Here is a 26513-nt window from a genome sequence, read left to right as displayed (position 1 = left end):
TGCTCATTGTATAGAATCTAATCCGTCTTGTCAAATGGTAGATCATTGGGTCTACAGCACGTGGAAATGGAACATTTTGCAGGAAAAAATAAAGTTCCAACGGGTCGGAAATTGCTCGATCCATCGGAACTTGAACGGCTCGTTGTCGTAGAGCGCAGTGCTTCGTATCATTTGATGAATAACGTTAATTCATGAGCTGCTGAATAGTTCCTTGAGGAGGGAACACATATTGAAATGCGTATACGAGCTTCTCAAAGGCGCGCTTGCGAATCTGTCCATAAGCTACGGCAGTAATAGGAGGATCATAGATAAAGCTGTACACTTTCATATCCGTTACCTTTGCAGCTTTCATATATCGTTCACGGATGAGTAACTGCTCATCTGGCTCAAGTTCCGCGACAATCGTCTCAATTAATGTGCAAAATGCTAAGCATTCATTCGTCTTATCAATGTTATATACAGCTACAGCAGCTGTTGGATCGCCAACCCGATTAGTTGCACCGTGGGCTCTCGCTTCGTATTGGGCCGTGATTTTCGTTTCACGTACAGCAAATTTCATCACTTTACACATTCTATATTTGCTAAATACGTTCTCCATCATTGACTTCTTGTCCTTCGTTCCGAGCTTGTCCCATGCTTCAAGAGAGGGGATATCCCATTTCATCATCCGCGTAAAATCCTCCTTCAAATATCCGTTCTGATCTATGGAACACCGTGGGCAGGTATAACTATTATAACACAAAAAACAGAACAAGTGTTCTTATTTTTGTGTTTTTTTGTGTAAGGTACTTCTAATGAAGATAGCTAGGGGATTTGTCGATATGCAGTTTGATGAAGAGGGTACATCCGTTTTACCGCAGGCCTAATTGCTCTATTAACTAGGCTGCGTTACAGTGTGGGACAACTTATAGGGTATCCTCTAACGAGCGCCATTGATGTTATTTACGTAAAAATGCCCATTATTGAAATGTAACGGTTGTAGGCGAGCTTATTTTAGAAAAATAGTGATAAAACTCGTTCGGTCTGACAAATAAGCTCTGTGACAACCATTACAATTCGAAATACATCTATTTTCATCAAATAGGCTCTGCTGCAACCGTTAGCGCGAATTCCCCTTGTTAGACGTCTGGGTTGAAACTTACTTTTGAAATATGAACCTATAGTTGGTTTGAATAACTTACAAATATATAGTATTTCCATTAGTATGCTTATGAAGCTTATTAAGGTAGGACTTTAATGTAGTTGTATTGTGTAGACGACATCTGCGGGATTCATTTTAGGTAGTTCCGTATTTTGTTCTGCACACTTTTAACTCCCCTCTATGTAAAAAATCGCAATAAAAAACAATCAAAAATGAATAAAAAACAATTCAAAAATTAATAAACCAAACATATGTTCGGTGTTTTAAACTAGTAACGTGGACATAGTGAGTCGAACGGGGACAAACAAGCTCCTAAGAGCGATGGAAGCTTGTAGCAAGCCTAGTTCTGTTATCGATATCTACATGTTCAATTTTCAACCGAAAGAGGGGATGAGCTTGATTGTGTATCGGGACATCGTTCTGAAGTTGCTGGAACCAATGGCACGGGCTTTGCAGTTACCTCTGCTGGATGTTACCCAAGTGAAGCCGGACAGTCCAACGCCATGTATCGCTTATGAAGTACCGAAGCCTTATGAAGATATGACGCCGCATACGGATCGGACAAAGATGATGGTGGAAAAGGTTGTTGAGATGGAATGGCAGCTGCTGCTCATTGGACAAGATCGTTTGGATCTCATGCAGCGGTGCCGAGAGCTGATGAGATGGCTCTGGTCAGAGGGGGAAGAGCAAGCGAAGCATGTACCGACCACCATCGTCAAGATGATGCCCCCCGAATGGAAGAAGGAGCCGATCCCGAGTTTAGCTGTAACGGTTAGACTCCGCATGAAAGACAGTTGGCAGCAAGCCAACTCCGAAAAGATTGAAAAAATTACATTCAAATGAAGGAGTGACTGAAACATGACATTACAAGACGTTCAAATTACGATTGACCTGCAAAAGCCGACAGGACGCCTGTCCTTTGCAACACCATTGATTCTTGGTAAAAAAGCTGGCGGTGCTGCTTATAAAGAATACGCGCATTTAGATGCAGTAAAAGCTGACTATGCAGACACAACGAAAGAATACGCAATGGCAAAAGTGTTGTTCGATCAAGGTGAACATGCACCGACGCAAATCGCAATCGCAGCTCGCGATGAGTTGGAAGATGCGGTTACTCGCTTGCGTACGCTATTGGATGGCGGTTGGTATTACCTCTTGTCCACAGAAAACGATGCTGCAACAGTAGAAGCGCTAGCGAAGGAACTAGAAAAGGAAGATTATCGTCTCTTCGTGACTCGCATTTCAGACAAAGCGAAGCTTCAAGCGTTGAAGACAGCGGGCTACACACGTACAGTCGTATTCTATCATACAGATGCTGCGGCTTACCCAGATGCGGCGTTAGTCGGGGCAGTAGGTTCCGCTGACGTTGGTTCTGTGACGTGGAAGTTCAAGCAATGCCAAGGAATCGCTCCATTGAAAATGACAAGCAATGAATTGCTCGATATTCATCTTGGCGGTGCAATTACCTATGTGAACAAACAAGGCCAGCCACGTACATCGGAAGGCAAAACCGTGTCAGGTGAGTACATCGATGTCATCATGGCGCGTGATTACGTGCGTGCTCGTATGGAAGAACAAATTCAGAAGCTGTTGAATGAATCGGACAAAGTTCCATATACGAACAGCGGTATTGCGCAAATTGAGAGTACGGTTGTTAACGTACTGCTAGAGGCATTTGATATGGGCATTATTGCAGAAGATGAGAGCGGTGAGGGGCTGTTCGGAACGAAGTTCTTGCTTCGTGATGAAGTTGATCCGTTGGATCGTGCAAGCCGTGAATACAAAGGTGGTTCGTTCTGGTTCGAGGTGGCAGGAGCAGTTCATCAAGTACGCGTGAGCGGTGTAATTCGCTTCTAGTGATGGAAGCAGCTGAGCCATTCGGGCTTATCGCTTGATCGTTGCTTACTATGTCATATTCATATTCATTTTCATGTTCAACATAAAGCTACAACTCTATTACTTACAAAATTTCAAACTAAAGGATAAAAAGGATGGTGCAAATCTATGTCTATTGGATTTTATGATGCGAAATCGGTAAACGTCATTATTAATGGTACTTATATTACAGGTTTTGGTGAAAATACATTCGTGTCTTGTGAAAAAGACGAAGAGCAGGCTGTTGCGCATGTTGGTGCACGTGGTGAGGTAGCCTTGGCTCATAAAAATAATCCGCTTGGTTCCGTGAAGTTGACGTTGATGTCTACTTCTCCGCAAATTGGTATGCTTACGCGTCTAGCTCGCGACAAAAAAATATTCACAATCTGGGTAGTATCTCATAACCAACCGCGTGAGCGAATTGGCGGCACGAAGGCGGTAATTAAGAAATTGCCTGCGGCTGCATTTGCGGCTGAGCTGGAAGACCGCGAATTTGAAATTCAAGTATTGGATTACACACATATCGTATCTTAATTCATTTTAACTAACGAGAGGAGCATGGAACGATGAGTAAACAAAAGACAATTACGGTTCAAGAAGAAGAGTATGTACTTCAGCATCCGGGCGCTCGCGCCTTGATGCGCCTTTATGACACAGCATTGAAGCCTGATGGAGGCTGGAAGCTGGAGTCCTCGATGGACTTTTTCCTGAACCATGTGATTGTATCTCCGCGTTTGTCTTGGGACGGCCTTGAGGACAAGGTTGATCTGATGACACCGCTGTGGTTGGAATGTGCACGCTTCCTGGGGCTGGTCGAAACACCCTTGGAATCCGCAGCATCCGACGTATAAACGAGCCATCTCCGATAATCCGCTCCGTCAACTGCTATGGCAAGTCGTCATCGGCAGTCGGGGCGGTATTTCCTATGAGCAGGCGAGCGGCATGACGATTGAAGAACTATGCGAAGCTGCTGCCGCGCTCGAATGGATGTTGGGGAAAGGAGGGGGATAAGTTGCTTGAACTAATAGCTGCGCAGAAAAATATTTATCGTGAATTAAGGCTAGCGAATGAGAAGAAAGATAAGGATCTTAATCTATCTTCTATTTTAGTTAACACGTTGCAAGATTTAGAGCTTCAATTGCGAAAGCTTAATGTCGCATTATCAAAAAATTCTTCCCTAGTATCAACTGGTAACAGTAAAACGGGAGGTTCTTCAACTCCTGCGAAGGCTGCTGCAGCGGCAACAGCTCCTGCTGCTGCAACTCCGCCGGCGATAACGACGGAGATAAAGAGCGATACTCATACATGGACCACTTCGACTCAACCTGATTTTGGCGTATTCGCTAACCAGTTACAACTGCAAAATGTGTCTTTTGAAAGCACATTAAGTCTGATTAAGGCGAGATACGGTTTCAATGAGCAGCAATCGAGTGACCTGCGCAAGTTCCTTTATGAGGAAAGCAGAAGGTCACCGCATACAACTGTAGAATCGATGGCAAAATCGTTGTATGGATTGGCTATGAATAATAATGGCTATGAAGAAGCCAAAACCATGTTAACGGTTGGAAATGATATAGCTACGGCCAATCAATTGGATTCAGCGGTTTCAAGCAACCTACTTGATCACCTTAGTTTTGCCTATAAAGTAGATCCAGCGACATTAGGTGGGATGGTTACTAAGGCAAATATAATGTCCAAAAAAGGTGCTCAAGAGCTAAATGGTTACCTGTACAATGTAGGGACAAAAGCCAAAGACGCCGGCTTTACTTATCAAGAAGTGGCGGGAGCATTTATTAGTGCTGAAGGTAAACTCTCTGAGCGGGAAGTATCTAACGCATTGCAGGTAATGATGACAGAAGTAGCTTCCGCGGGAAGTAAAACAAAAGCAGAGTATAAAGACCTTGGCGGTCTATCTGATCTTTTACTTCGAATGGATGACGACTTCAAGGGCAAAGACAAAAAACAACAGCTTGCTCACATTGAATCACTTTTTGGAACAGATAAAGCTACTAACGAGACCATCCGTAAAATGGTTTTGGATTCACAGGCAATGCTCAAGACAAGTTCTGATATTGCAATGAATAAAGTAACGACAACTAATATGGCACAAGCTCCATTTCAAGGCGTGACAGGATCAGCTTTGAAATTTGGGAATGAAATGGATCTTACTAAAAAGGAGCTTGCTTTATCTCTTGCTTCGCCGATGGAGATGTTCTATAACCTTGCAACGCAAGGGTTACAAGGATTCCAACAACAAAAACAACCGGATGGGCTTTTTACAACGGTGAGTGCTGCAATTTTAGGGGACTCCATTTTTACTGCCGGTAAAAATATGTGGGATTTTGCAAAAGGGAAATTCGATGCTTACACATCCATTATACCTGGTTTTAATGATACGAATGAAAATAGTGGCACTGGGGAAGGGAATAGTGGTGGGGAAGATGGCGGCGCTGGAGCAGGCAAAGATGGCGGTGGAGGAGACTGCAATGACAAAGAGAAAGGAAAAGATTGTTGCTGCTGTTGTTGCAAGGATAGAGATAAACCTGGAGACGTAGATAAAAAAGATAAAAATAATTGGTGGCAGGGACCTCATACGAAGCCATTGTTAACGGCATCGATGGCATTTATAGGTGCCGCCTTGTATGCGGGTAGTCAAAGCCAAATTGATCCTAAGCCAAGCCCAGTTATTGATCAACCAAGTAATGGTTATGATGGAATGACTCAGCCAGAACCCGAAAAAAAATCTCTGTGGGATATAGCTCAGGGGAACCTTAATACTGTGAAGATCTGGGCCACAGATGTAGGCAATTCAGCTATTGAAAGTGTTTCGGGGAAATGGAATGAATTGAGTGCTGCTGCATCCAATTTCGGAGCATCAGTGGCGAATAAAGCTTCTGAAACTTGGGATGGAGTTAGTACCTGGACAAAAGAAAAGTGGAATGGATTCACAAGCGCATATAGTGACAGCATGGTGCAGTATCATGAAGCTATGTTGATAAACAATCAAGGAAAAATTGCTTTAGGGCAGAAAATACGCGACGTACTTTTAGGACCAGCGGCTTTAACAGCTGTGGCAGTAGGTGGTAACCAATTAGCTAAGTCTCTAGCTAAATCTCCCAATCCATATGCCCTTGCGGGAGCATTGGCTCTGTTCGGACTTTCAGCCGGAGCTGCAGCTTTAATGCCCGAAGAAGCTTCAGCTCAATCTATGTCGGAGTCTCAGTCACCATCTGTGTCTCAATCAACACAACCTCCGATATCAGATGATTTAATAAAAAGACATTCACTATGGAACTTATTTTCTCCTAACTTAGGTACAGGCATAACAAATACGGGTTTTGCACGTCAAGGGATTGGTCCTGTGTCTACCACACCTTTATCAAGTTCCAGTCCGATTCATTCACCAATCCAAACGACAAGTAACGCGACGATTAACTTGAATGTGAATGGGTATGTTGATCATGACATGATCAATTTAATCAAGGACAATGTGCGACAGCAATTCGATGCATCCTTTAACTCATTTACAAGATATTTTGATGAAAAGGTTCCTAAGCAAGGTGTGAAGCCACCAGCACCGCCGATTCAAGGACAAGGAGGGATGATGCCTTATTAAACAGCAATGGAGTAAATTAGGCGGCGTATCCCTTTTCGTTACATCGGAGGAACCATCTTATTCGGTACAAGTAAGTACTCACAATGTAGAAAAGGGCGGTACGATAACCGACCATATTCAACGAGAAGGCGTAACTTTGAACCTACAGGGCCTTCTCCTTGGGGATCAAGCACCGCAATCGCGTTATCAAATCGTAAAGGCAATGGAAAAAGGTCAACTGCTGCAGTATTTTGGTAGAACGATGTTGACTAACTGTATTATCACGAGTTTCAGTACTTCCCATGATAACTCAATTAGCAACGGAATGAGCTTTTCTCTTACGTTGAAGCAGATTCATATCGCAACAAAAAAGCGAATGAAGAATTCGAAGAAGTCCACTAATAACCCCTCTACGCAAAAGAAGGGAGACGGTGGCAGCAAGCAAGTTACGCATCCACATAGTCCTTTTAACCATCTCGTGCGTAGGGGGCAGACGTGGGAGACGATTGCCCAATATTATGGGTACAAACCGGATCAATTGAGAGAGTGGAATAAGCAGTATGCTCAAGTCCAAGAATGGGATAAGAAGTACAAGCAAGTGGAAGAAGGAATGGTGCTATCAATAGGAGCCCCAGTGCCTAAGCCACCTTCGAAGAAGTATAAGGGACCGAATCCGACAGTTGTTGGTGTCCTTACTCATGAAGTAAAGCGCGGCGAAACTTGGGACACGATAGCGGCTATGTATGGGATCTCATCCACAGTTCTGAAAGCTCGCAATCGATATTACTCTGAATATCGTTCTTTACAGCCAGGGATGATTCTGGGCATCGCGTAATGCGAAAGCTAGGTCATCTTTTTTGTTGCACGCCGCATGTAAGAAAGGAGGTCCATGATGGCAATATTGACTATCGACAAAGAGCGAGTACCCTATTCCTTCGACATGGATATGGGGATGAGGACGTACACATTCGATGTGCGATATAACAACAAGCATGACTACTTTACAATGGATATTTCTCAAGGAGGCACTCCGCTTGCATTGGGCGTTAAGCTCGTGTGGGGAGTGCCTTTGTTCGAGAGTATGGAAACGACTGATTTCCCGCTGGAAAGCATCGTACCGTATGGCAGCAATCCAGAAGAGTTGGTGAGTTGGGAGACACTGGGCAACTCTGTATTCCTGAATGTGGGGGATGAACATGCAGTTATTGTATAAACGAAAGTTGGAAGTCGTCATTGGCGGCAAAAAATTTACAAGTGAAGATTTGACGATTCGCGTTCGAGCAGAATTTGATGATGATGCTGAGCCTAATGAATCGACCATTGAAATTTACAATTTGACGAAGCAAACGATTTCTAGCTTTCGCAATGAGATGCCTATTGTGGTACGTGCGGGGTACGGCAACGATATAGGTACGATTTTGCAGGGGACAATTGTGGAAATTCGTACAACTCGTGAGCAGACTGATCGGCTTACAACGCTTCAAGTGAAAGATGTTGTAAAACGCAAAAAGCAGCCGGTTAAGCAGACATACCGCCCAGGGACGAAAGCGAGTGTCATTTTACAGGATTTAATGGATAAAGATCATATTTTGCGCGGTCAAATGGTGTTGAGTGACGATTATACGTTTGCTAAAGGCTTTGTTGCTAATGGAGATGTGATGGAGTCGATACGCCGAGTTGCTGCGGCCTGTGGGTCAACTACGTATTCCAGTCAGGGGAAATTGCATTTCAAGGCAGCAGGCAAGAAGAAAGCAGAAGCTCCTATTCTTATTGCACCGGATACAGGTTTGATTGGCAGTCCCGAACGCTTCGAAGATGGAGAAAAAAAGAAGGGAATCAAAATTACCTCTTTGCTGAATCACCGTCTTCGTGCAGGTGTAAAAGTGAAATTGGAAAGCGAAGATTACAAGGGCATTTATGAAGTGAAACAAGGAATGCATCAGGCTTCGAATGATCAGTTCGTTACGGAGGTTGATTTGGTGACATGAGTGGAATTGAGAGGAGGGAAAGCATATGGGGGCTAATCGAACAGTTGGCGCTTTGGAAGCTTGGCTCGATCACCGTTTGGGCGGCATGTCTCCTGCCCAGCTCGGATCGATTGTACAAATGAATGGTTCGACAGCTGATGTGGAATTGGAAGATGAAGAAGGACTTATTCGATATGATCTGCCGTTTGTGGAGGTTCCTGGCTTGGTATATGAAGCAGGTCAGAGAGTGTTGGTAGTTTTTACAGAGTCTAATCGTGGTGGTGGAGTCGTAGCAGGGAAGGTGAGCAGCGGATGAAAACGTGGCTGCTGCAAGAAGGCGACATTGTATTGGAACAAGGCAATGTGAAATGGGTGGAAGGGCGAGAAGAGCTTGCGCAAGCGGTTCGTGTGCGACTGGGAACAAGGCTGGGAGAATCGTTTTTTACACCGGAGATGGGCATTGATCATGAGCTGCTGATAGGCCAGCCATTCGATGAGGATCAAATGCGGGAAATTGTATTGGAAGCGTTAGCTGATGAAGAGCGTATCTCGTCTGTCGATGAAATTAATATTCAGTATGACAAGGCAAGTCGAACAGCTGACATACATGTCGCCATGACAAGTATAGAAGGAGAGGAGGTCGAGGTCGATGTTAACAGCAGCGGGTTTGAAGCGTAAGACGTACAACGATATTTATGAAGAAATGGTAGGTGAGCTGACAGCTCGGCTTGGTGAGGATGTTAATACCTCGGAAACGTCGCCGATCGGAATGATGATGCAAATCTTTGCTTGGCATTTATCTGTACTATGGGAAGATGTTGAGCAGGTGTATCACGAGTCCTACATTCAATATGCGACGGGCGTGCAGTTGGATGCGCTAGCCGTATTCTACGGATTACAGCGCAAGCTTGAGACACCAGCGACAGGTGTTGTTACATTTAAAGGAACACCAACCTATACGATTCCAGCGGGATTCAATGTGGGAACGAAGTCAGAAGTGTGGTTTACAACAACAGCTCCATGTACACTCGATGCTCTAGGTAAAGGGACAGTGCCTATTGTTTCAGTAGGATTAGGAACCTCCGGCAATGTACTAGCAGCTTCGATTACGGAGATGTTGAATCCGGTGAAGGAAGTTACTTCGGTAACAAATGAAGTGGGTACAACAGATGGCCGTGAGCGGGAGAATGATATCGAATTCCGTGATCGATTACGGGCAGCACGTGACGGAAGCCATGCGGCAACGATCGATGCAATCGTATCTTCGCTATTGCAGCTGCCAGATGTTCGTTCAGCGTCGGTACGTGTCAATGATACGATGCAGGCAGATACGGAAGGGATTCCAGCGAAGTCGATTCGCGCTTATGTGTACGGAGGTCAATCTGAACAGATTGCAAAGACGATTTTTGATAAGAAGGCTGCTGGTATTGGTACGGATGGTGATGAGCTTGTCAAAGTAAAAGACGTCAGTGGTGGCGAGCATTCGATTCGCTTTAGCCGCATGCAAATGTTGGATGTTCACGTAGAAGTGAACGTATCTGTCAATGCACAATTTTCTGTACAAGGTGCGGATGCGATTCGTACAGCAATTGCTCAGTATATAGGTGGGGTTGGTTCAGACCAACAGGATTATTCCGGCTTGCCACAAGGTTCTCGTATCGTATACAGCCGATTGTTGTCAGCTGTTCAGCAGGTGACAGGGGTTGAAGAGGTGGCGGATTTGAAAATTAAGCGTGGTGTAGACCCGTTTGTATCTGGAAATGTTGATATCCCACTTTATCATGTAGCGCGTGTAGCGCCGGAGCGCATGAAGGTGGCGGTGACTTATGTTTAAGCTGCCTGACGTTATGTCGCTGCTGCCAGAAGTCATTGCGAAGGAAGGTAGTAGTCGGTTTGGGGCTCTCGTTGAGGTGTGGTTGAAGCAAATGAATGATATCGCCGAGACGGTGCGTGTGATGTCGGAATGGAAGGCGATTGATAAGGCGGAAGGTGTGACATTGGACGATATCGGCGGTAATGTTGGTCAGCCGCGCGGACAAGCGACCGATGAAGTATATCGGATGTTACTGCGTTCTAAGCTTGCGCGTATGAACGCAAACGGAAGCTTGGACTCGGTTATTCAAGTGCTTGCGCTTGCCTTGCAAGCTAAGCCGCATGAGTTCAGGTTGACCGAGCAGCATAGCGATCCGGTGGAGCCGGAGCCAGCGGCTGTGCATGTATCGTCTGTTCCGTATGAGAAGCTGAACAGCGCGGGTTTAAGTCCAGCGCAATTTGTAGCTCTTGTAGAAAGGCTTGTTGCTGCAGGCGTCCGTGTCAGTAGAGTTGAGTTAACAGGTACATTCTCGCTCGCGACCATTGTGGATCAACTAGAGGTTAATGAGCATGGTCTTGGAGATGAAGCGATGATACAAGGTGGTACGCTTGGAGATATGTACGTGCCGGGTAATGACTATGATCTACCAATTTAAAAAAGTGGGTGCTAGTAAGCACTCATTCTTTTATATATTTACATTTTTAAGATTATCAAGGAGATTCCTTGGAAAATATGAATTGAAAATAGATTTGTACATTTTCATGAAATAATAACAAGAGGTGAGTATTCATGGCTTATGAAAAACAGCTTCCTGAGTGGAAAGCAAAAGGAATCAAGCCTCCACAGAGTAAGTTGGATGAAGGCTGGAAAGTGCAAGACAAACCACCGGCTGCTTGGCTAAACTGGCAGATGAATTCAACTTATGAAGTGTTGCAAGAACTGCAACAGAAGTCAGCAGAAAAAACAGATGTGACCATAGCCGAAAAAAGAGCCAAAGAATACGTCGATCAAAAAGTTGCGGGTATTGATTTGAACTCAATTACACCTGCATCAATAGGGGCTGAAACACCAGCTGGTGCACAATCTAAAGCTAATCAAGCGGAGACAAATGCCAAAAATGCCAGCTTGTCCAAAAGTACGATCAACGCCCAATTAATACTGGGGATTAACAATGTTAATAATTTAACTACGACAGGTTTCTATGATGGACATGGTTTGGCAAATGCTCCGAGTGAGGATTGGTACTACTATGAAGTTATTAATCATTCTAATGACCTTGGTGCTAACTGGGTCACACAAATAGCGCATAATTTTAATAGCAATTTTGTATTTAAGCGTACAAAATCTAACGGGCAGTGGTCATCGTGGACTCGAATGCTTGATACAAATGGAGGTGATTTAAGTGGTGCCCTGCATACTAAAGGGCAAATATGGGCTGGTAAGCAAACTCAATTTGGAAACGGATCAAATCTTACACTAGCAATTGGTGACAGTGATACAGGATTTAAATGGAATGGAGAGGGTAACTTTGATATTGTTGCTAACGATGCCGCTGTTGCTAATGTAACTAACAATCAAATAACACTAAATACTCCACTTATTGTACAAGGTGTGAATATAAATCAAATTGTACGAGTCAATAATGGGATACTTGAATACTTTGACGGAAGCGGGTGGAGAGAAGTGGGAGGAAGGAAGATGACAACTATTCATGGAGAAGCCTTTTTAGCGTCTGGGGTCACGACGTATAAAACGCTATTAGATGTTAAAGGTTCTGGAACTTTTAACTGGGCATGGTATCACCATCCTGGAGGAGGAAATTTCCCAAATAGTAATTCTTCTATTGAAATAATGATTGATGGAAGAACTGACGTTGGTATGAAGGAAGTGTGGAGCTCCTACAATAATTTGCTGGTCTCAGGTGGGGGAGGTCTTCATTTATTCCCATTTTCATCTTCATTAGTAATAAGAGGCGTTCATAGTCGAGCCGAAGAGCGTCTTTATGGCACCTTATATTATGGTTATTCACTACACGTTTAAAGAAAGGAGGAGATTAATCGTGATTAAATATGAGAATTTAAATGGCACTATTTACAGAACGGAAACGATTGGACCCAATACCGTTAGCACATTAATTAACAAAATGAAAATGTCTGTATCTAAAACAAAGGATAACATAAAAGCAGATGGAATAGATGAAACTATTATTACTATTAAAGTGCTTAATTACGAAGATGCTTTACTTGATAATTATTCGGGGACTTTGTTTGTTCAAATATCTAATACTGATATAAAACATGAAATATTCATGGTAAACGGGACTTTATCTTTTCCATTCTCTTCTCAGAAACCAGGGGAATTCGAGATTGAGTTAGTATCACCTAGTATGCCTGCAGAAAAAATAAAAATTATGGTGGTTGATATCAAGTGAATAATTTTATATTAAAAGTTAATCAGACAACGGAAATTAATAATGGAAACGGTAAAGATTCATTGGTCGAATTTAAAACTCTAAAAAAGCAATTTGATGTATTAGAACTGACTATTTTATCAATGTTAGATTATGCTAATAAAACCCAAGATGACTCTTTAGTTGAAACAGTTGATATGAAATATTTCTTGGTGAACCTGTGGACTTCGCATAAGATTAGTAAAGAAAAAGTAAGTTCATATGTGCCTAAATTTATTACACAAGTTGATTGCGAGACTATACTAGCAACACCACAAGATTAAAGCGCCATGCACATCGTATGAGCGCTATTTTTTTGCCCTTGGAAAATGAAATCGGAACAAAGTGAGTGGGACTGGGGATTACCAAAAAAGTCGCACACCCGTCACGCTGTCCGAATCTTACCCGAGGGCATTTTCACTAAAAGGGGGCAGCAAGTCTATGAATGACTATACTAAATTTTTAGCCGACCTCGTCGGCATTAAGACTACAGAGCAAGTTGCAGCAACGGCAACCTTCGGGATGTTCGGAACATTTACAGTATTTATGTTCGGCGGCTGGCCGACATTGATGCAGGTGCTGCTTATGATGATCATCATTGATTATGTTACGGGAATAATCGCAGCAGGAGTAACGGGAACTTTGCGCAGTCGAGTTGGGCTGGTTGGGATTTCTCGCAAAATTTTTATTTTCCTTATTATCGCCATCGCTCATCAAGTGGATCTGGTGCTGGGGGATCAGCACATGCTGCGTGATGCGACGATTTTCTTCTACATGGCGAATGAGTTGCTCTCTATTATCGAAAATGCAGGTCGGATGGGGGTTCCAATCCCATCAACCATTAAAAAAGCAATTGAAATTTTGCACGAAAAGGGCGGAGATGACGATGACGTACAGCGTTAAACAGCGGCTGCTGCCGCAAGGGGCAGCAAATAAGCCACAACGAGCGATGAAGCCGCTCTATATTACGATTCACAACACAGATAACACAGATCGCGGTGCAACTGCCGATGCACATGCCCGTTATTTACTAAATGGCAGCGGTGGAGCGAAAAAAAGCTGGCATTATACAGTCGATGACCATGATATTATTCAGCATTTGGAAGACAATGAGCAGGGCTGGCATGCGGGAGATGGAAAAGGTCTGGGCAACACCATGTCCATCGGGATTGAAATTTGCATGTACGAGGGCATGAACGAAATGCTGGCTTGGCGGCAGGCATCATGGATAGTCGCTCATTTAATGATAAAGCACGGCATTCCACTTAGTCGCATCGTACCGCATCGTCACTGGAGCGGAAAGGGCTGTCCATCCAGACTGCTGCCGCATTGGCAAACGTTTACCCGTATGATTGAGCGCGTATTGGTCGATATGAAGGGCAAAGACAATGCCTCAAAGGGAACCGGGGACAAGCACTCCCAGACAAGCCAAGTTTCTGTAAATGTGAAGCTGTCCAAAGGGGAGACATCAGCTTTAGAAGGACATTTATTGAATGGACACGTCTATGTTCCACTGCGTGATATCGCAGAGGCTTTGCAGCTTAAACTACTGTGGGATAACACGAATAAGCGGGCGACTTTATCTGAATAAAGGCCGTCCCGCGGCTAACCTCTTCTTATAACTCGGCGTAAGAATCGCGCTAACGGTTGCTGTAGAGCCTATTTTGTGTAAATGGATGTATTTTGAATGGTAAAGGGCGCCACAGCGCTTATTTTTCAAATAAAGCGCGTTTATAGACCACAAATGCTGAAATAAGCTCGCCCACAACCGTTACATTTTTATACAGGGCAATCTCGCGTAAATAACGTCCACGGCGCCTGTTAGCGGAGCCGAGCCACATATGAGCCGCGTACGAGCCACATAAAGATGAAGCTACACTTCATCAAATCCCACTTCCCCTACGTTAAAAAATGCAATCTGTGATTACATCGGAAGATCATTTGTATATACAGACTTTAATAGTAGGGATGTATTCATTTGTGCATGGAAACATTCACCCCATCTCTTTTACCTCTGCATATATTTTCCCTCCTTTCTTTCAGTTCTACATGTTTATTCCTTCCTAACTTCTACATTTATATGGCGCTGTTGCTCGCTTTCTTGTAATATGGGTAAAATGAACGCATAACCACCAGCAAGCAGATAGGAGCATTAGAAAAATGACCGTCAATGGACAAGCGAACGGGCAACAGCGTCAGCATATCCGTGCAGGACTAGATGTCGATATCGTTCTGAAACAAGATCAGCGTACAGGCAAGACGACGCGCGGAATCGTCAAGGATATATTAACGAACTCGCCGTTCCACCCTCACGGCATTAAAGTGAGATTGCACAGCGGTCAGGTGGGACGGGTGAAGCATATACATGTTTCTCCTTAAGACAGCGGCCATACCTAAAAATGAACCGACAACATAAGGGAGATGAACGAGCTGAAAGGTTTCGAAGCTTATAACTTAGACCCAGCAATATTGCAATATTTGAAACTGAGCGGTATTGACACGCCTACACCTGTTCAACAGCAGGCAATTCCAGTCATGATGAAAGGCCAAGATGTCATGGCAGAAGCGGAAACAGGAACGGGTAAGACATTGGCATTTCTATTGCCGATTGTACAAAAGGCGAAGCCAGATCAAGCACGCGTACAAGCACTAATCGTTGCACCTACACGCGAGCTGGCACTTCAAATTACAGACGAAGCACGCAAATTGGCGGCTACTCGCGGAATTTCCGTATTAGCGGTTTATGGCGGCCAAGATGTAATGAAGCAAATTCATAAGCTAAGCGGTCGCTCACCACAGTTGATCGTTGCGACACCGGGTCGTCTTAACGATCATATTCGTCGTGGTACGATTGATTTGTCTCGGATCGACACGCTTGTACTTGATGAAGCGGATCAAATGCTTCATATGGGCTTCTTGCCTGAAGTAGAGGAAATCATGGAGCAATTGCCATACAAGCGCCAGACACTCATGTTGTCTGCAACGATGGCGGATTCAGTAAGACGTTTGGGTAATCGCTACTTGAAAGATCCAGTTAACGTGCGTATTGAATCACGCAAAGTAATGGTGGATCACATTAAGCAAATGATTATCGAGACGACGGATCGTGCAAAGCAGGATGATTTGTTCCAACAGCTTGAGGAACAGAATCCGTTCCAAGCGGTTATTTTCTGTCGTACGAAGCGTCGTGCAGCTGCTCTAAATGAAGCGTTGTTGGAGGCTGGCTACAATTCGGACGAGCTGCATGGCGACTTGTCCCAATTGAAGCGTGAGCAGGTCATGAAACGTTTCCGTGATACGAAGCTGCAATTGCTCGTTGCAACAGATGTTGCGGCACGTGGCTTGGATGTAGAAGGCGTCACGCACGTATTCAACTACGATATTCCGCAAGATGCGGAAAGCTATGTTCACCGTATTGGCCGTACAGGCCGTGCAGGTGCGAAAGGTGTTGCGATCACATTCGTTGCTGCGAAGGATCGTCCGTACTTGCTGCAAATTCAGAAAGTACCTGGCTTCCGTATTGATAACGCGCCAGGAGCTGGAAAGTCCAAAGGCGGGAAATCTGACCGCTATCAGGAGTCATCTTCATCTGGCAAGCGTCCAGCAAGACGCGGCGCAGGTAGAAATGAGTCCGGGGCAGAGCGGAAATTCACTTCCCGTACTGAAGACGCAGGTCGCAAGCGCAGCGGTCGCGGTGCAGGAACTGCAAGACGTGCGGAGCGCACTGGCAGCAGAACGGAATCTGCAGGCAGAGAAGAGCGTTTTGGTCGCGGAGCAGCGCCTGCGCGTGATGAGAAGCGTAATAGTTCTCGCGGAGAAGCATCTCGTGGAGAACAACGTAACAGCCGTGGTGGACAAGCGGATAGCGGATTCGGCAATCGCGGACGCGGTGGCAAGCCAGCTAATGCGGACAACCGTACATCTGGCAGAAGCAGTGACTCCAGTAGTCGTCGCGGCGGCGGGCGTACATCTGGTGGTGCAGGAGCATCTCGTCAAGGTCAAGGTGGTAAGCAGCGTTCAGGCGGAGCTGGAGCTGGTCGTTCCGGTGGGAGAGGCAGACGTTAAGTTAAGCTGGGAAGTACACTATGCGGCTAACGATCTTAGCATCGCTGTGTAAATTGCAAGCAGCCCTATGGGATAAATAAAATCCGATTTAGCTTAGGGGAACCAAGGAACCGATTGTTATAAAGCTTGAATTAACTAATAACTATTTATAGCGCTGTCGTTTATGGGGAATGAGCCCATAGGCGATGGCGCTTTTTTGCGTGGAACATAAGATTGAAAATCAGTCGTCGCTAAGGAGAACATACGGTAATGTAAACATCCTTGTGTGTTCGCTTATGAACTTCTCTTCGACCGAGCATACTATAGAATCGATGCATCTTTTAGGGGGTTGAGCTAGGTACATAATTGGATAAGTTGTATCTAAGCAACTTTTTCACGTTTAACCAACTTTACAGAACTAATGCAACACCTTTTTGCGAGGGAAACAGAACGGTTGCAGGTCAACACTGTTTCTCTAGACCCACAGCAATTGTATTTGTTACCATGAAATACGAAAGAGCAATACTAACATGATTAACGGATAAAGAACCAACTTTTTATCATACTGATATCATTTGCTCTAATGATGATTAGCTGGGAGGAAGTTGCATTGAAAGAATATGCAGATATGAAAAAAGGTGAACGAGGGGCATGGGTTAGCATCTTCGTATATATTGTGCTGTCCATGACGAAGCTTGGCTTTGGCTTCGCCTATCATTCTGCTGCATTGCAGGCAGACGGCTGGAACAACTTAACGGATATTGTTGCGTCTGTAGCAGTGCTTATTGGACTGCGAATTTCGCAAAAGCCGCCAGATCGTGATCATCCGTATGGACATTTTCGTGCAGAGACGATATCTGCCTTAGTGGCTTCCTTTATTATGGCAACGGTAGGATTACAGGTTATTGTGTCGACGGTTCGGACGATCTGGTCCTCAGATACGCATGTCCCAGATGTTTTGACAGGCTGGGTTGCTCTATTGTGTGCGGCCGTTATGCTAGTGGTCTACCTTTATAACAGCAGGCTTGCTAAACGAATTCAAAATAAAGCGCTTATGGCAGCAGCTCACGACAACCGCTCTGATGCGTTAGTAAGTATAGGGGCAGCAGTTGGTATTTTCGGTTCCCAATGGGGTTTGCCGTGGTTGGATCCTTTGGCAGCTTTGACCGTCGGCATCGTCATACTTAAGACGGCGTGGGATATTTTTTATGATGCGAGTCATGCGTTGACAGATGGCTTTGATGAAAAGAAATTGGAGACGCTGCGCAAGACGATAGCCAACACAAATGGTGTTCGCGCGATCCGGGACGTGAAGGCACGCCTTCATGGCAATCGTGTACTTGTCGATGTCATTGTACTCGTGGATCCCAAGTTGACCTTGATTGAGAGTCATCGCATATGCGATGAGGTAGAGCATCGAATGAGGCATTCGCATAATATTACCGAGGTTCAAGTACATGTGGAGCCCTTAATAAAAGGGGAGCAATAGAATAAATTTTCGTGTAAGTTTCGTGTGAGTTCAACAGGATGCAAAGATTCGCATAGGCAGTTACTCACTGCATTTTATGTGTAATCCAAGGTATAAGGTTGGACTCTTTTTTATATGGAATTCTCACAACAAGAACCAATTTTATATGCAACTACTTTCACGATTAATGTGCTGCTCAGCTCGTAAATGTACATAAGAAAAGGCAAAGTTATCGTACAAACAACTTTGCCTATCAGTAATATGCTGCATCAAGCCTTCTGAAAGAATAGATGTGGCGCGCTAACGGTTGTGACAGAGGCTATTTCTCTTACATTCACTTATTTTGAAGTCTAATGAGCGCCAGCGAGCTTATTTGCCGAATAAAGCGGTTTTAATAGCTATAATCGTTGAAATAAGCTCACACACGATCGTTAAAATTCTACACTCGACGATATCCTTAAAATAACGTCTATAGCGAACGTTAGAGCATACAACTACACTTGCTTGTCGAGCAAGTTGACCTTAATGCTGACTGAGTCAATAGCTTCACTTAGGCTGCCCCGCGGCGAATTGCCTCAAGATGTAACGTGCATGATGTAAGGCGCCTTCACGCAATTATTCTATTCTTCCTATATCGCCTCTGCTTCGCTTGCTTGAGCGGTCTCAAACTTTGCACGCTTCATCTTAATTAACACGAGCAACAATGCAAATGCTGCAATGGCAAACAACGCGCAGGCGAAAAAGACACTTCGATAGCCAAAGCCATCAGCAATAAAGCCAAATAAAACAAATCCAAACATCGATCCGACCTTATTGGAATTGGAGTACAAATTAGTAGCCGTGCCTGGCATTTGTGGTAAAAAGTCTTGGAAATAAGTAATGGCCACTCCACTCGTAATGGAAATGTAGGCAGCGCTCAATATTTGGATGATGAAAATATGCCATGTTTCTACTGCAAATGAAAGAATAATAAAGTAAATACAGGCGATAAATACACCAAGCCGAATTAATTTATCATTTACAATTTTGGTAGCTAAGTAGCCAAAGCCGAGCATGAACGGAATTTCAAATACAGGTGGAATGCTAAAAATGATGCCGATATCTTTTTCGGTACCACCAAGTTCTTTGGTGACGAATTGAGCCATATTCATCGTGCTAAGTGTATTTGCCACAGAAATGAAGGTGAATGCAAGCAAGTTAAGGAAAATAAACGGTTGAAACACGATTTTGGTGAGCGGAATGTTGGCTTGCGATATGGAGGCCGTTTGCTGCTCTTGTTTACTCTTTAAAAATAAAAGTGAAATAATCGCTACGATAACATTGCAAGTAGCGGCTACAACAAACAATCCTGTAAATCCCAAATAAAGCAGCACAAACGCTGCAATAGCAGGACCAAGCGTCCAAGAAAGGGCGAAAATCGTTCGCAGTATGTTCATATAGAGTGGAAGCTGTGTCGAAGGTAAGGTTGACCTTCCTAATATTTCACGCCCTATGGCAAACACTTGAGAAAACGTCGATGAAGCGATACCTAGAAACAGGGAAGAGACAAAGAGAAGTACATAAAAATTTCTGGAAAAGGCGAACCCCAAATAACCGACTGCCCCTGCGACTGCACACATGGCTAATATAAAGCTGCGATTCGGTACGCGATCAGATAGCTTAGCGATATACGTACTGAATACAATGCCGCAAATGGACGATACAAGCATAAATATACCAAAGGTTTTGTTGCTCATTCCAACTTCATCAATGGCAAATAGCGAGTTATACGGCAATACAAAGGCAAACGATATGCCGAGAAACACATTGACGATCATAACAATCGGAAACTGTTGAATGGATAACGTCGTTTTCGTATGCTGCTTAATAGCTTGTACAAATGAATTCATTCTCTACCCCTATCCTCTCTCTTATTTTCTACTTATTTAACTTTATAGCCGCCCCCACAATGCTGTCTTGTAGGTGAAGTTTACCACATTAGTTAACAATAACAAGAGTAGTTTTTTAGCTAACTCAATAAATATGTCGATAATGGTTCTGTACATCGTACATGATGGATTCTGGATATTGTCCATGTTCGGACAGAAGCCCCTCCTCTATAATCTAAATGAGAATAATTATCAATCCGATGGGGTTGAACAATAGAGAGGTAGGCAAAGAAAACAATGAAACAGCGTTTTTGGCAATTTGCACTTATTTCCGTGATGGTATTCCTATTAGCTGCATGCGGCAGCTCGAAGCAAGAGGGAGCGGCAGATAATAAGACCGCATCACAACCGGAGTCAGGTCAGACTCAACCAGCATCGACAGAGACTACAAAAACAACGAAAGAGATTACATATTTAGGCAAGACGTATACCGTTCCTGAAAAAACGGAAAACATTGTCGTTGCCGGTAGTATCGAGTCGATGGAAGATGCATTAGTGCTAGGAACTAGTCTTACTGGAGCAAGTTCAGTTGGCGGAAGTTTCCCGCAAATGTTTGCAGAAATTACAAAGACGGCGACTGATATCGGTCAAAAGCAGCAGCCGAACTTTGAAACGATATTGAAGCTTAAGCCGGATGTTATTTTAAGCACAACGAAATTCCCAGCAGATAAGGCAGAGAAATTGAATAAGATCGGTACAACCATTCCAGTTTCCCACAAAGCAGTGGATTGGGAAGCGAACTTGATGCTGTTAGCGGAACTAACGGGCAAACAAGATAAGGCTAAGGAAGCACTGCAGCAATATAAGACAGATTTAGAAGCTGCGAAGACGAAAATAGGGGAGCAGTATAAGGACAAAAAGGTTATTGCCCTACGTTTACGTGGACTAGAGCTTTGCTTATATGCTGAAACGTTGTTCTTCAATCCAACTTTGTATGAAGAGCTCGGCTTACCCGTTCCAGCAGAGATTAAAGCTACGAAGAAACAAGAAATTATTTCAATTGAGAAGTTTAGCGAAATCAATCCTGACGTCATCTTCTTGCAATTTGCGGAGTCCGAGAATAAGAAGAACGTAAAAATTCTTGAAGAACTGCAAAACAATCCAATCTGGAAAAACCTTGATGCTGTTAAAAACAACAAAGTGTTTATCAATGTTGTTGATCCAGACGCACAAGGTGGAACGTTCTGGAGTAAACAGCAATTCCTCAAAGCTGCTGTTGAGAAGCTTGGATCGCAATGATTTCAGCTGAGCAGATGAAGAGGCAAATATCACATCGTATACCTATAGCCATTCTTGCGCTGTCGCCTTTTGTAATGGTGGCATTAGCGGTTTGTTCTATTTTTTACGGCTCTAAGTCAATCAGCTTGAGCACGATATGGGATGCGTTCGTTCGGTTCGATCCGAATCATATCGACCATCAGATTGTGATACACTCCCGTCTGCCACGAGCAATAGGAGCGCTCCTAGTAGGAGCGTTCCTTGCTATATCTGGCGCATTAATGCAGGGAGTAACGCGCAATTATTTAGCTTCACCTTCTATTTTAGGTGTGTCGGACGGTTCAGCCTTTGCCATCACACTTTGTATGATCTTTATGCCTAATGCATCATCGATGGAAATGATTTTGTTCTCGTTGGTTGGATCAGCGTTAGGTGTTGGATTCGTATATGGCATAGCATCCATTATTCCAGGAGGGCTGTCACCGGTGAAGTTAGCCATATTCGGGACGATTGTCGGAACCTTTTTAAGCAGTGTCTCGATGGCTCTGTCTACGTATTTTCAAATTTCACAAGATATTAGCTTTTGGTACAATGCGAGACTTCATCAAGTGAATCCTGAGCATGTGAAGCTAGCGATACCGTTTGCTGTTGTAGGTATTGTGTTAGCATTGCTTATTGCCAGCAAAATTAGCGTTATGGCGCTCGGTGAGGAAGTAGCTCGTGGATTAGGACAGCGAACAAAAGTGGTCAGAGGCATTGCCAGTTTATCGGTCATTATTTTGACAGGGATATCGGTTGCGCTAGTAGGTAAGATTGGCTTTGTCGGCTTAATGATTCCTCATATTGCGCGCTTTTTAGTCGGTATGGATTATCGTTGGGTTGTACCTTGTGCAGGTGTCATTGGAGCCATGTTTCTTTCCTTTAGCGATATTATAAGCCGCTTCTTGAACATGCCGTTCGAGACGCCGATAGGTGTAGTTACTGCGCTGTTTGGTGTTCCATTCTTCCTCTACTTGATTCGTACCAGAGGAGGGGGCAAGCATGCATAAAACTACTTCATTACGCACGTTCTGGTTCGTCTTTATATCGCTCGTGTCTCTTATTTCGGTTAGCTTGTATTTACATATAACGTCTGGTGATTTTGATATCACAGTTATGGAGATACTGCGGACCATATTACAGATTGATTCCAAGCCAGAAAATGAACTGGTTCTATTCGAGTTTCGTATGCCGCGAATGATTGTTGCTGCTTTAGTCGGCTTTGGACTTGGTATTGCGGGAGCCATTATTCAAGGTGTTTCTAGAAATGGCTTAGCTGATCCAGGTATTTTAGGGATTAATGCGGGAGCGGGCTTTGCCATCGTCATCTTTATGTTTTTGTTTCAGGGTGAGTTATTTACAGATGGCTGGCTTGGTACGATGATTATGCCTATTTTCGGCTTAGTCGGAGGCTTGCTTGCAGCACTAGTTATTTTTGCATTGGCTTGGCATCGAGGCACATTGGATCCGCAGCGGCTTTTGTTAGTTGGTATCGCCATTTCTTCCGGATTTGGTGCACTGACTTTATTTATCTCTTTAAAAATGAATCCGAGTGACTTCGAAGCGGCTACGATCTGGTTAACCGGTAGTATTTACAATGCGAATTGGTTGTATATCGTAGCTATGCTACCATGGCTCATTATCCTTGTTCCTATATTAATGTTGAAGGCATCTGTGCTCGATTTGCTGCAAATGAAAGATGAGAGTGCATCTAGCTTAGGTATTGCGATTAACCGTGAACGAATCATTTTATTGATTTGCAGCATTGGTCTTGTGAGTGCCTGTGTGTCCGTATCAGGGAGTATCGGTTTTGTTGGCTTGCTTGCGCCACATATTGCTAGAAGGCTCGTCGGTGTGACCCATACTAGATTGATTCCGATTTGCGGATTGATCGGTATGCTGATCGTTGTCTTTTCTGATTATGTTGGCAAAACGCTCGTAGCACCTGCCGAGCTACCCGTTGGCATTGTCATTTCACTTGTTGGTGTGCCGTATTTTGTGTATCTAATGATTCGGACAAAAGGAAAATAATGATCTTGAAATAGCTCTTAAGAACTATTAAAATGGTTACAAATCGTAATAATTAAGTCTATAGTCCCATAGATGTCAAAATTGTAACTTGTTATAGTATAGACAAATGGAATCTAGTTACATTGTTAGGATTCATTGAGTTAATATTATAAAAGATTACAATGTGTACATACACACATGTGATCATTATTGTTGTAGGCCAGCAACGAAGAATCAACATCTTAGGGAGGCAGAACGATAATGAACAACAAAGTGAACAAATTAATCAATATGAAGACATTTAGCAAATCTTTGCTAGCACTAACGACAATTACACTCTCGGCTCAAATGTTAGCAGCACCTGTATCCGCAGCTCCTCGCAGTGTAGATAATGGGACAAGCTATTCATACAATATGAATGCTGCTACTGCAGCACAAACTGCAACGATTCAAAGCAGTGTGAACATGCGTGACGCAGCATCTACATCTGGACAAGTGATTCGCAAGCTAGCGCAGGGTGAAGCGGTTTCCATACTAGAAAAGACAAATGCCAACTGGTACAAAGTGAAAGATTCACAAGGAAACGTTGGATTTGTTAGTGCGAACAGCAGCTATATTAAAGTTAACGGTGCAAGTAATCCATCTACAGGTTCGAGTAACTCGATCAACGCGAATAATTCGAACAAAGATGATAAGCAGCCGATTAGCTCTTCGGTGGAAGACGTAATTAAGACAGGCATGACATATCTCGGCACGCCGTATGAGTTCGGTTCCAATCGCAGCAATACACAGACATTCGACTGCTCTGATTTCGTTCGTCATATTTTCAAGCAGTCCGCAGGAGTTACGCTTCCAGCAGATTCCCGTCAACAAGGTGCCTATGTGAAGGATAAAGGGACAGCTAAAAATAGCATTTCCCAATTGAAGCGTGGCGACTTGATGTTCTTTATGAGCTATAAAGGTTCCAAAGCTTCCAGCTATGCTGGGGTAAATAAAAATACAGAGCGCATTACTCATGTGGGCGTATATTTAGGAAATGGCCAAGTACTGCATACGTACTCCGTTGATTCGGGTGGCGTTCGTGTAGATACGATTACGGGCAAAGCTTGGGAGCATCGCTTCTTGTACGGTGGAAGTGTACTCTAGTAAATGAATAAATTCAATATTTCCAAGTAATCGAGGGGTTGTCCGAAGGAGAGATATGTTCTTCTAAAGGGCGGCCCTTCTGTTGTATGTGACAAGAGTGTATGCAACAAACAAAATACAAAATAAATAACTCCCTCCAAGAGAATCCTTGGAAGGAGCTATTGCTGTATATCAAGTTATGTTATTGTTCAATGATATCGAAGATATTTGATTACTGACGGTAATGCTGATGAGGATGATGCTCCTTCTTAGTACCAGGCGTTTCTGGAATAAGATCCTCAATTTTGCGCAAGCTGCGGAAGCGCGGCCTACGAGCTAGACGGTTAGCATACCAGCCGCTAATCGCACTGAGTGGAATAATAGCTGACAGCAGCCATACCGCTAGATTCTGCTGTTCACGTACAACAATGTAGATGAGACCAAGTAGGAATAGTGGTGCATAATCTACATATTTGACCAGCCAATGTCGTTTGCCTGCTCTATTTTCTTCAATACCAAGACTGACGAGTCCGGCAATGGCGATGATACAGGAAAGGGTGAAGGAAGTCCAATCAAGTGCTAGTGTTAGCATACCAGCAACAACTAAGACATATCCAATGGCACCGAATGTACGATATAGCAATCTGGTTCTCTCCTTATCTCTTGTTCAAATACATATTTCCATATACTTGCTTAACCAAACATTTGGTTGTTGATAAGTTCTAATACTTCACGTGGGCACTTTTCCAGCAGCTGTGCAGGGAATTCCCGCTGTTGTCGTGTGCTTCTTACATCATTCAGCTCGTGTTGCAACCTTTTGAACCATCCGATAAGTGTATCGTGTGAAGTAAGCATTTCTCCGTAACCATGGTCAATAAAATAGTCGCAATTCTCTTCTTCTTGCCCAGGAATAGGAGAATAAAACAGCATCGGAATTCCTTTAATCATTCCTTCTGTGCAGGTCATTCCGCCAGGCTTAGTTACTAATAGATCAGACGCGTCCATCATAAGCGGGATATCATGAGTATATCCGTAAATATGAATGTTAGGATGCTGAAATAATGGATCTTGCTTCATACGTTGAATGGTTTTGCTGTTGCTGCCCATACAGAATAGAAACTGTATATGCTCCCGCCATTCGGCTATGTATGATAGTGCTTCCTCGTTAATGGACAGTCCCCATCCGCCTCCCATAAACATGACGGTTGGCATTGCCTTCAGCCCTAACGATGCTTGCGCTTCCTGCTGAGTTTGACGACTCCAGAACTTCGGATGAACAGGTAGGCCTGTAACGACGATACGATTCGATTCGATGCCGCGAGCGAGCAGTTTGTCACGTACTTCATCAGCGGATACAAGGTATTTGCTTACTTCATCGTCTATCCAAGTCCCATGAGCATCATAATCGGTAATTAAAGTATATAACGGAACATGTAGTCCTGAACGCTTCAATCGAGAGATGACGATGTTCGGGAATGGATGCGTACAGACGATTGCATCAGGACGCAAATGATTAACGACTTGTGAAGTCTGTGTATAAAAAATACGGTGCAGAGCTAATTGAGTAAAGCGATGAAGTGACTTTTTGTATTTCTTACGGTACAGAAGACCGACCAACTTCGGTTGTGTGCTGACCGTCTTGCGATAAGCTGCAAATATAAGCGGTCCGACGGTAGGATTTAGAAACCTGCCGAGCTCGATTACACGGGCTTGGACGTCTGGGGCTATATGTTTGAGCCCGACAGCTAATGAGTATGCAGCTTGTGTATGCCCTGTACCGAAACCTTCGGATAGAAGAAGGATCCTCTTTTTACGCATGTTTCTCACCCTTCATTATTATA

Annotated in this window: 30 protein-coding genes; 26 read left to right on the top strand and 4 right to left on the bottom strand. The window is 43.9% G+C overall.

Going from position 1 to position 26513, the window contains the following annotated elements; genetic code table 11:
* Positions 1 to 60 precede the first annotated feature (60 nt).
* Positions 61 to 195: a hypothetical protein gene (locus IFO66_RS24075; protein WP_273015224.1), complete on the top strand. Its 135-nt coding sequence runs from the start codon at positions 61 to 63 to the stop codon at positions 193 to 195.
* On the opposite strand, the gene IFO66_RS08625 is transcribed toward IFO66_RS24075, so the two are convergent.
* Positions 185 to 667 carry an ArpU family transcriptional regulator gene (locus IFO66_RS08625; RefSeq protein WP_192024762.1) on the bottom strand — a complete coding sequence of 161 codons (483 nt, stop codon included), beginning with the start codon at positions 665 to 667 and terminating at the stop codon, positions 185 to 187. The two genes, IFO66_RS24075 and IFO66_RS08625, sit on opposite strands and share 11 nt — an antisense overlap.
* Positions 668 to 1426: 759 nt before the next feature.
* Between IFO66_RS08625 and IFO66_RS08620 the strand changes: the two genes are divergently transcribed.
* The 21 genes from IFO66_RS08620 (at position 1427) to IFO66_RS08520 (ending at position 18373) form a co-directional block, all read left to right on the top strand.
* The gene (locus tag IFO66_RS08620) at positions 1427 to 1984 is read left to right on the top strand and encodes a phage neck terminator protein (RefSeq protein WP_192024761.1); all 558 of its coding nucleotides are present in this window, start codon (positions 1427 to 1429) and stop codon (positions 1982 to 1984) included.
* 15 nt (positions 1985 to 1999) lie between these two features.
* Positions 2000 to 2998, top strand: coding sequence for a DUF3383 family protein (locus IFO66_RS08615; RefSeq protein ID WP_192024760.1), 999 nt, complete (start codon positions 2000 to 2002; stop codon positions 2996 to 2998).
* 147 nt (positions 2999 to 3145) lie between these two features.
* Entirely contained in the window at positions 3146 to 3550 is a 405-nt protein-coding gene (locus tag IFO66_RS08610; RefSeq protein ID WP_192024759.1) for a phage structural protein, read from the top strand.
* A gap of 32 nt (positions 3551 to 3582) precedes the next feature.
* Positions 3583 to 3867 (top strand): hypothetical protein, encoded by a 285-nt coding sequence (locus IFO66_RS08605; protein ID WP_144986580.1) that lies wholly within the window; start codon positions 3583 to 3585, stop codon positions 3865 to 3867.
* Positions 3809 to 4027 carry a hypothetical protein gene (locus IFO66_RS08600; protein WP_192024758.1) on the top strand — a complete coding sequence of 73 codons (219 nt, stop codon included), beginning with the start codon at positions 3809 to 3811 and terminating at the stop codon, positions 4025 to 4027. The genes IFO66_RS08605 and IFO66_RS08600 overlap by 59 nt, the downstream gene beginning before the upstream one ends.
* A gap of 1 nt (position 4028) precedes the next feature.
* Positions 4029 to 6632 (top strand): phage tail tape measure protein, encoded by a 2604-nt coding sequence (locus IFO66_RS08595; protein WP_192024757.1) that lies wholly within the window; start codon positions 4029 to 4031, stop codon positions 6630 to 6632.
* Positions 6628 to 7446 (top strand): LysM peptidoglycan-binding domain-containing protein, encoded by an 819-nt coding sequence (locus IFO66_RS08590; RefSeq protein ID WP_337912793.1) that lies wholly within the window; start codon positions 6628 to 6630, stop codon positions 7444 to 7446. Before IFO66_RS08595 ends, IFO66_RS08590 begins: the two co-directional genes overlap by 5 nt.
* 54 nt (positions 7447 to 7500) lie before the next feature.
* Complete coding sequence (locus tag IFO66_RS08585; RefSeq protein WP_225445612.1) at positions 7501 to 7824, top strand: phage baseplate plug family protein; 324 nt, start codon at positions 7501 to 7503, stop codon at positions 7822 to 7824.
* Positions 7808 to 8599 carry a phage protein gene (locus IFO66_RS08580; RefSeq protein WP_192024755.1) on the top strand — a complete coding sequence of 264 codons (792 nt, stop codon included), beginning with the start codon at positions 7808 to 7810 and terminating at the stop codon, positions 8597 to 8599. The genes IFO66_RS08585 and IFO66_RS08580 overlap by 17 nt, the downstream gene beginning before the upstream one ends.
* 25 nt (positions 8600 to 8624) lie before the next feature.
* Positions 8625 to 8894 (top strand): hypothetical protein, encoded by a 270-nt coding sequence (locus IFO66_RS08575; RefSeq protein ID WP_192024754.1) that lies wholly within the window; start codon positions 8625 to 8627, stop codon positions 8892 to 8894.
* On the top strand, positions 8891 to 9256 hold the full coding sequence (locus IFO66_RS08570) for a DUF2634 domain-containing protein (RefSeq protein WP_192024753.1): 366 nt from the start codon (positions 8891 to 8893) through the stop codon (positions 9254 to 9256). The genes IFO66_RS08575 and IFO66_RS08570 overlap by 4 nt, the downstream gene beginning before the upstream one ends.
* On the top strand, positions 9228 to 10412 hold the full coding sequence (locus tag IFO66_RS08565; RefSeq protein WP_192024752.1) for a baseplate J/gp47 family protein: 1185 nt from the start codon (positions 9228 to 9230) through the stop codon (positions 10410 to 10412). Before IFO66_RS08570 ends, IFO66_RS08565 begins: the two co-directional genes overlap by 29 nt.
* Positions 10405 to 11046: a hypothetical protein gene (locus IFO66_RS08560; RefSeq protein WP_192024751.1), complete on the top strand. Its 642-nt coding sequence runs from the start codon at positions 10405 to 10407 to the stop codon at positions 11044 to 11046. Before IFO66_RS08565 ends, IFO66_RS08560 begins: the two co-directional genes overlap by 8 nt.
* Positions 11047 to 11180: 134 nt before the next feature.
* Complete coding sequence (locus IFO66_RS08555) at positions 11181 to 12431, top strand: pyocin knob domain-containing protein (RefSeq protein WP_192024750.1); 1251 nt, start codon at positions 11181 to 11183, stop codon at positions 12429 to 12431.
* A 19-nt stretch (positions 12432 to 12450) separates the two neighbouring features.
* A complete protein-coding gene (locus tag IFO66_RS08550) occupies positions 12451 to 12822 on the top strand; it encodes a hypothetical protein (RefSeq protein ID WP_192024749.1) in 372 nt (123 codons plus the stop codon).
* The gene (locus IFO66_RS08545) at positions 12819 to 13124 is read left to right on the top strand and encodes a hypothetical protein (protein ID WP_192024748.1); all 306 of its coding nucleotides are present in this window, start codon (positions 12819 to 12821) and stop codon (positions 13122 to 13124) included. The genes IFO66_RS08550 and IFO66_RS08545 overlap by 4 nt, the downstream gene beginning before the upstream one ends.
* 238 nt (positions 13125 to 13362) lie before the next feature.
* Positions 13363 to 13743, top strand: a complete 381-nt coding sequence (locus IFO66_RS08540; RefSeq protein WP_225445628.1) for a phage holin family protein — start codon at positions 13363 to 13365, stop codon at positions 13741 to 13743.
* Positions 13727 to 14431 carry an N-acetylmuramoyl-L-alanine amidase gene (locus IFO66_RS08535; protein WP_192024746.1) on the top strand — a complete coding sequence of 235 codons (705 nt, stop codon included), beginning with the start codon at positions 13727 to 13729 and terminating at the stop codon, positions 14429 to 14431. Before IFO66_RS08540 ends, IFO66_RS08535 begins: the two co-directional genes overlap by 17 nt.
* 569 nt (positions 14432 to 15000) lie before the next feature.
* Positions 15001 to 15219, top strand: coding sequence for a YwbE family protein (locus tag IFO66_RS08530; protein ID WP_192024745.1), 219 nt, complete (start codon positions 15001 to 15003; stop codon positions 15217 to 15219).
* Positions 15220 to 15261: 42 nt separating this feature from the next.
* Entirely contained in the window at positions 15262 to 16905 is a 1644-nt protein-coding gene (locus IFO66_RS08525) for a DEAD/DEAH box helicase (RefSeq protein WP_192024744.1), read from the top strand.
* 607 nt (positions 16906 to 17512) lie between these two features.
* Positions 17513 to 18373, top strand: a complete 861-nt coding sequence (locus tag IFO66_RS08520; RefSeq protein WP_420488659.1) for a cation diffusion facilitator family transporter — start codon at positions 17513 to 17515, stop codon at positions 18371 to 18373.
* Between the two features lie 608 nt (positions 18374 to 18981).
* Here the strand turns inward: IFO66_RS08520 and IFO66_RS08515 are convergent.
* Entirely contained in the window at positions 18982 to 20241 is a 1260-nt protein-coding gene (locus IFO66_RS08515; RefSeq protein WP_192024742.1) for a sugar efflux transporter, read from the bottom strand.
* A 276-nt stretch (positions 20242 to 20517) separates the two neighbouring features.
* Here IFO66_RS08515 and IFO66_RS08510 point away from each other — a divergent pair, with 276 nt between their 5' ends.
* The 4 genes from IFO66_RS08510 (at position 20518) to IFO66_RS08495 (ending at position 24693) form a co-directional block, all read left to right on the top strand.
* A complete protein-coding gene (locus IFO66_RS08510) occupies positions 20518 to 21519 on the top strand; it encodes an ABC transporter substrate-binding protein (RefSeq protein ID WP_192024741.1) in 1002 nt (333 codons plus the stop codon).
* Positions 21520 to 21533: 14 nt separating this feature from the next.
* Positions 21534 to 22547 carry a FecCD family ABC transporter permease gene (locus tag IFO66_RS08505; protein WP_192024915.1) on the top strand — a complete coding sequence of 338 codons (1014 nt, stop codon included), beginning with the start codon at positions 21534 to 21536 and terminating at the stop codon, positions 22545 to 22547.
* The gene (locus tag IFO66_RS08500; protein ID WP_192024740.1) at positions 22540 to 23568 is read left to right on the top strand and encodes a FecCD family ABC transporter permease; all 1029 of its coding nucleotides are present in this window, start codon (positions 22540 to 22542) and stop codon (positions 23566 to 23568) included. The genes IFO66_RS08505 and IFO66_RS08500 overlap by 8 nt, the downstream gene beginning before the upstream one ends.
* A 240-nt stretch (positions 23569 to 23808) precedes the next feature.
* The gene (locus IFO66_RS08495; protein ID WP_225445611.1) at positions 23809 to 24693 is read left to right on the top strand and encodes a C40 family peptidase; all 885 of its coding nucleotides are present in this window, start codon (positions 23809 to 23811) and stop codon (positions 24691 to 24693) included.
* 211 nt (positions 24694 to 24904) lie between these two features.
* On the opposite strand, the gene IFO66_RS08490 is transcribed toward IFO66_RS08495, so the two are convergent.
* Together IFO66_RS08490 and IFO66_RS08485 are read right to left on the bottom strand one after the other, a co-directional pair.
* A complete protein-coding gene (locus tag IFO66_RS08490; protein WP_192024739.1) occupies positions 24905 to 25315 on the bottom strand; it encodes a permease in 411 nt (136 codons plus the stop codon).
* 50 nt (positions 25316 to 25365) lie between these two features.
* Positions 25366 to 26490: an MGDG synthase family glycosyltransferase gene (locus tag IFO66_RS08485; protein ID WP_192024738.1), complete on the bottom strand. Its 1125-nt coding sequence runs from the start codon at positions 26488 to 26490 to the stop codon at positions 25366 to 25368.
* Positions 26491 to 26513 lie beyond the last annotated feature (23 nt).

It is taken from the genome of Paenibacillus arenosi (assembly GCF_014841135.1).
Taxonomy (GTDB): Bacteria; Bacillota; Bacilli; order Paenibacillales; family Paenibacillaceae; genus Paenibacillus_B; species Paenibacillus_B arenosi.
This window is presented reverse-complemented; position numbering and strand designations above follow the sequence as displayed.

Coding starts and splice junctions, on each gene's coding strand:
- IFO66_RS08585 (WP_225445612.1), top strand. CDS start 7,501: ATGATGGCAATATTGACTATCGACAAAGAGCGAGTACCCTATTCCTTC.
- IFO66_RS08560 (WP_192024751.1), top strand. CDS start 10,405: ATGTTTAAGCTGCCTGACGTTATGTCGCTGCTGCCAGAAGTCATTGCG.
- IFO66_RS08555 (WP_192024750.1), top strand. CDS start 11,181: ATGGCTTATGAAAAACAGCTTCCTGAGTGGAAAGCAAAAGGAATCAAG.
- IFO66_RS08525 (WP_192024744.1), top strand. CDS start 15,262: ATGAACGAGCTGAAAGGTTTCGAAGCTTATAACTTAGACCCAGCAATA.
- IFO66_RS08485 (WP_192024738.1), bottom strand. CDS start 26,490: ATGCGTAAAAAGAGGATCCTTCTTCTATCCGAAGGTTTCGGTACAGGG.
- IFO66_RS08540 (WP_225445628.1), top strand. CDS start 13,363: ATGTTCGGAACATTTACAGTATTTATGTTCGGCGGCTGGCCGACATTG.
- IFO66_RS08625 (WP_192024762.1), bottom strand. CDS start 667: ATGATGAAATGGGATATCCCCTCTCTTGAAGCATGGGACAAGCTCGGA.
- IFO66_RS08580 (WP_192024755.1), top strand. CDS start 7,808: ATGCAGTTATTGTATAAACGAAAGTTGGAAGTCGTCATTGGCGGCAAA.
- IFO66_RS08520 (WP_420488659.1), top strand. CDS start 17,513: ATGAAAAAAGGTGAACGAGGGGCATGGGTTAGCATCTTCGTATATATT.
- IFO66_RS08535 (WP_192024746.1), top strand. CDS start 13,727: ATGACGTACAGCGTTAAACAGCGGCTGCTGCCGCAAGGGGCAGCAAAT.
- IFO66_RS08605 (WP_144986580.1), top strand. CDS start 3,583: ATGAGTAAACAAAAGACAATTACGGTTCAAGAAGAAGAGTATGTACTT.
- IFO66_RS08510 (WP_192024741.1), top strand. CDS start 20,518: ATGAAACAGCGTTTTTGGCAATTTGCACTTATTTCCGTGATGGTATTC.
- IFO66_RS08615 (WP_192024760.1), top strand. CDS start 2,000: ATGACATTACAAGACGTTCAAATTACGATTGACCTGCAAAAGCCGACA.
- IFO66_RS08610 (WP_192024759.1), top strand. CDS start 3,146: ATGTCTATTGGATTTTATGATGCGAAATCGGTAAACGTCATTATTAAT.
- IFO66_RS08500 (WP_192024740.1), top strand. CDS start 22,540: ATGCATAAAACTACTTCATTACGCACGTTCTGGTTCGTCTTTATATCG.
- IFO66_RS08570 (WP_192024753.1), top strand. CDS start 8,891: ATGAAAACGTGGCTGCTGCAAGAAGGCGACATTGTATTGGAACAAGGC.
- IFO66_RS08565 (WP_192024752.1), top strand. CDS start 9,228: ATGTTAACAGCAGCGGGTTTGAAGCGTAAGACGTACAACGATATTTAT.
- IFO66_RS08575 (WP_192024754.1), top strand. CDS start 8,625: ATGGGGGCTAATCGAACAGTTGGCGCTTTGGAAGCTTGGCTCGATCAC.
- IFO66_RS08505 (WP_192024915.1), top strand. CDS start 21,534: ATGAAGAGGCAAATATCACATCGTATACCTATAGCCATTCTTGCGCTG.
- IFO66_RS08495 (WP_225445611.1), top strand. CDS start 23,809: ATGAACAACAAAGTGAACAAATTAATCAATATGAAGACATTTAGCAAA.
- IFO66_RS08530 (WP_192024745.1), top strand. CDS start 15,001: ATGACCGTCAATGGACAAGCGAACGGGCAACAGCGTCAGCATATCCGT.
- IFO66_RS08515 (WP_192024742.1), bottom strand. CDS start 20,241: ATGAATTCATTTGTACAAGCTATTAAGCAGCATACGAAAACGACGTTA.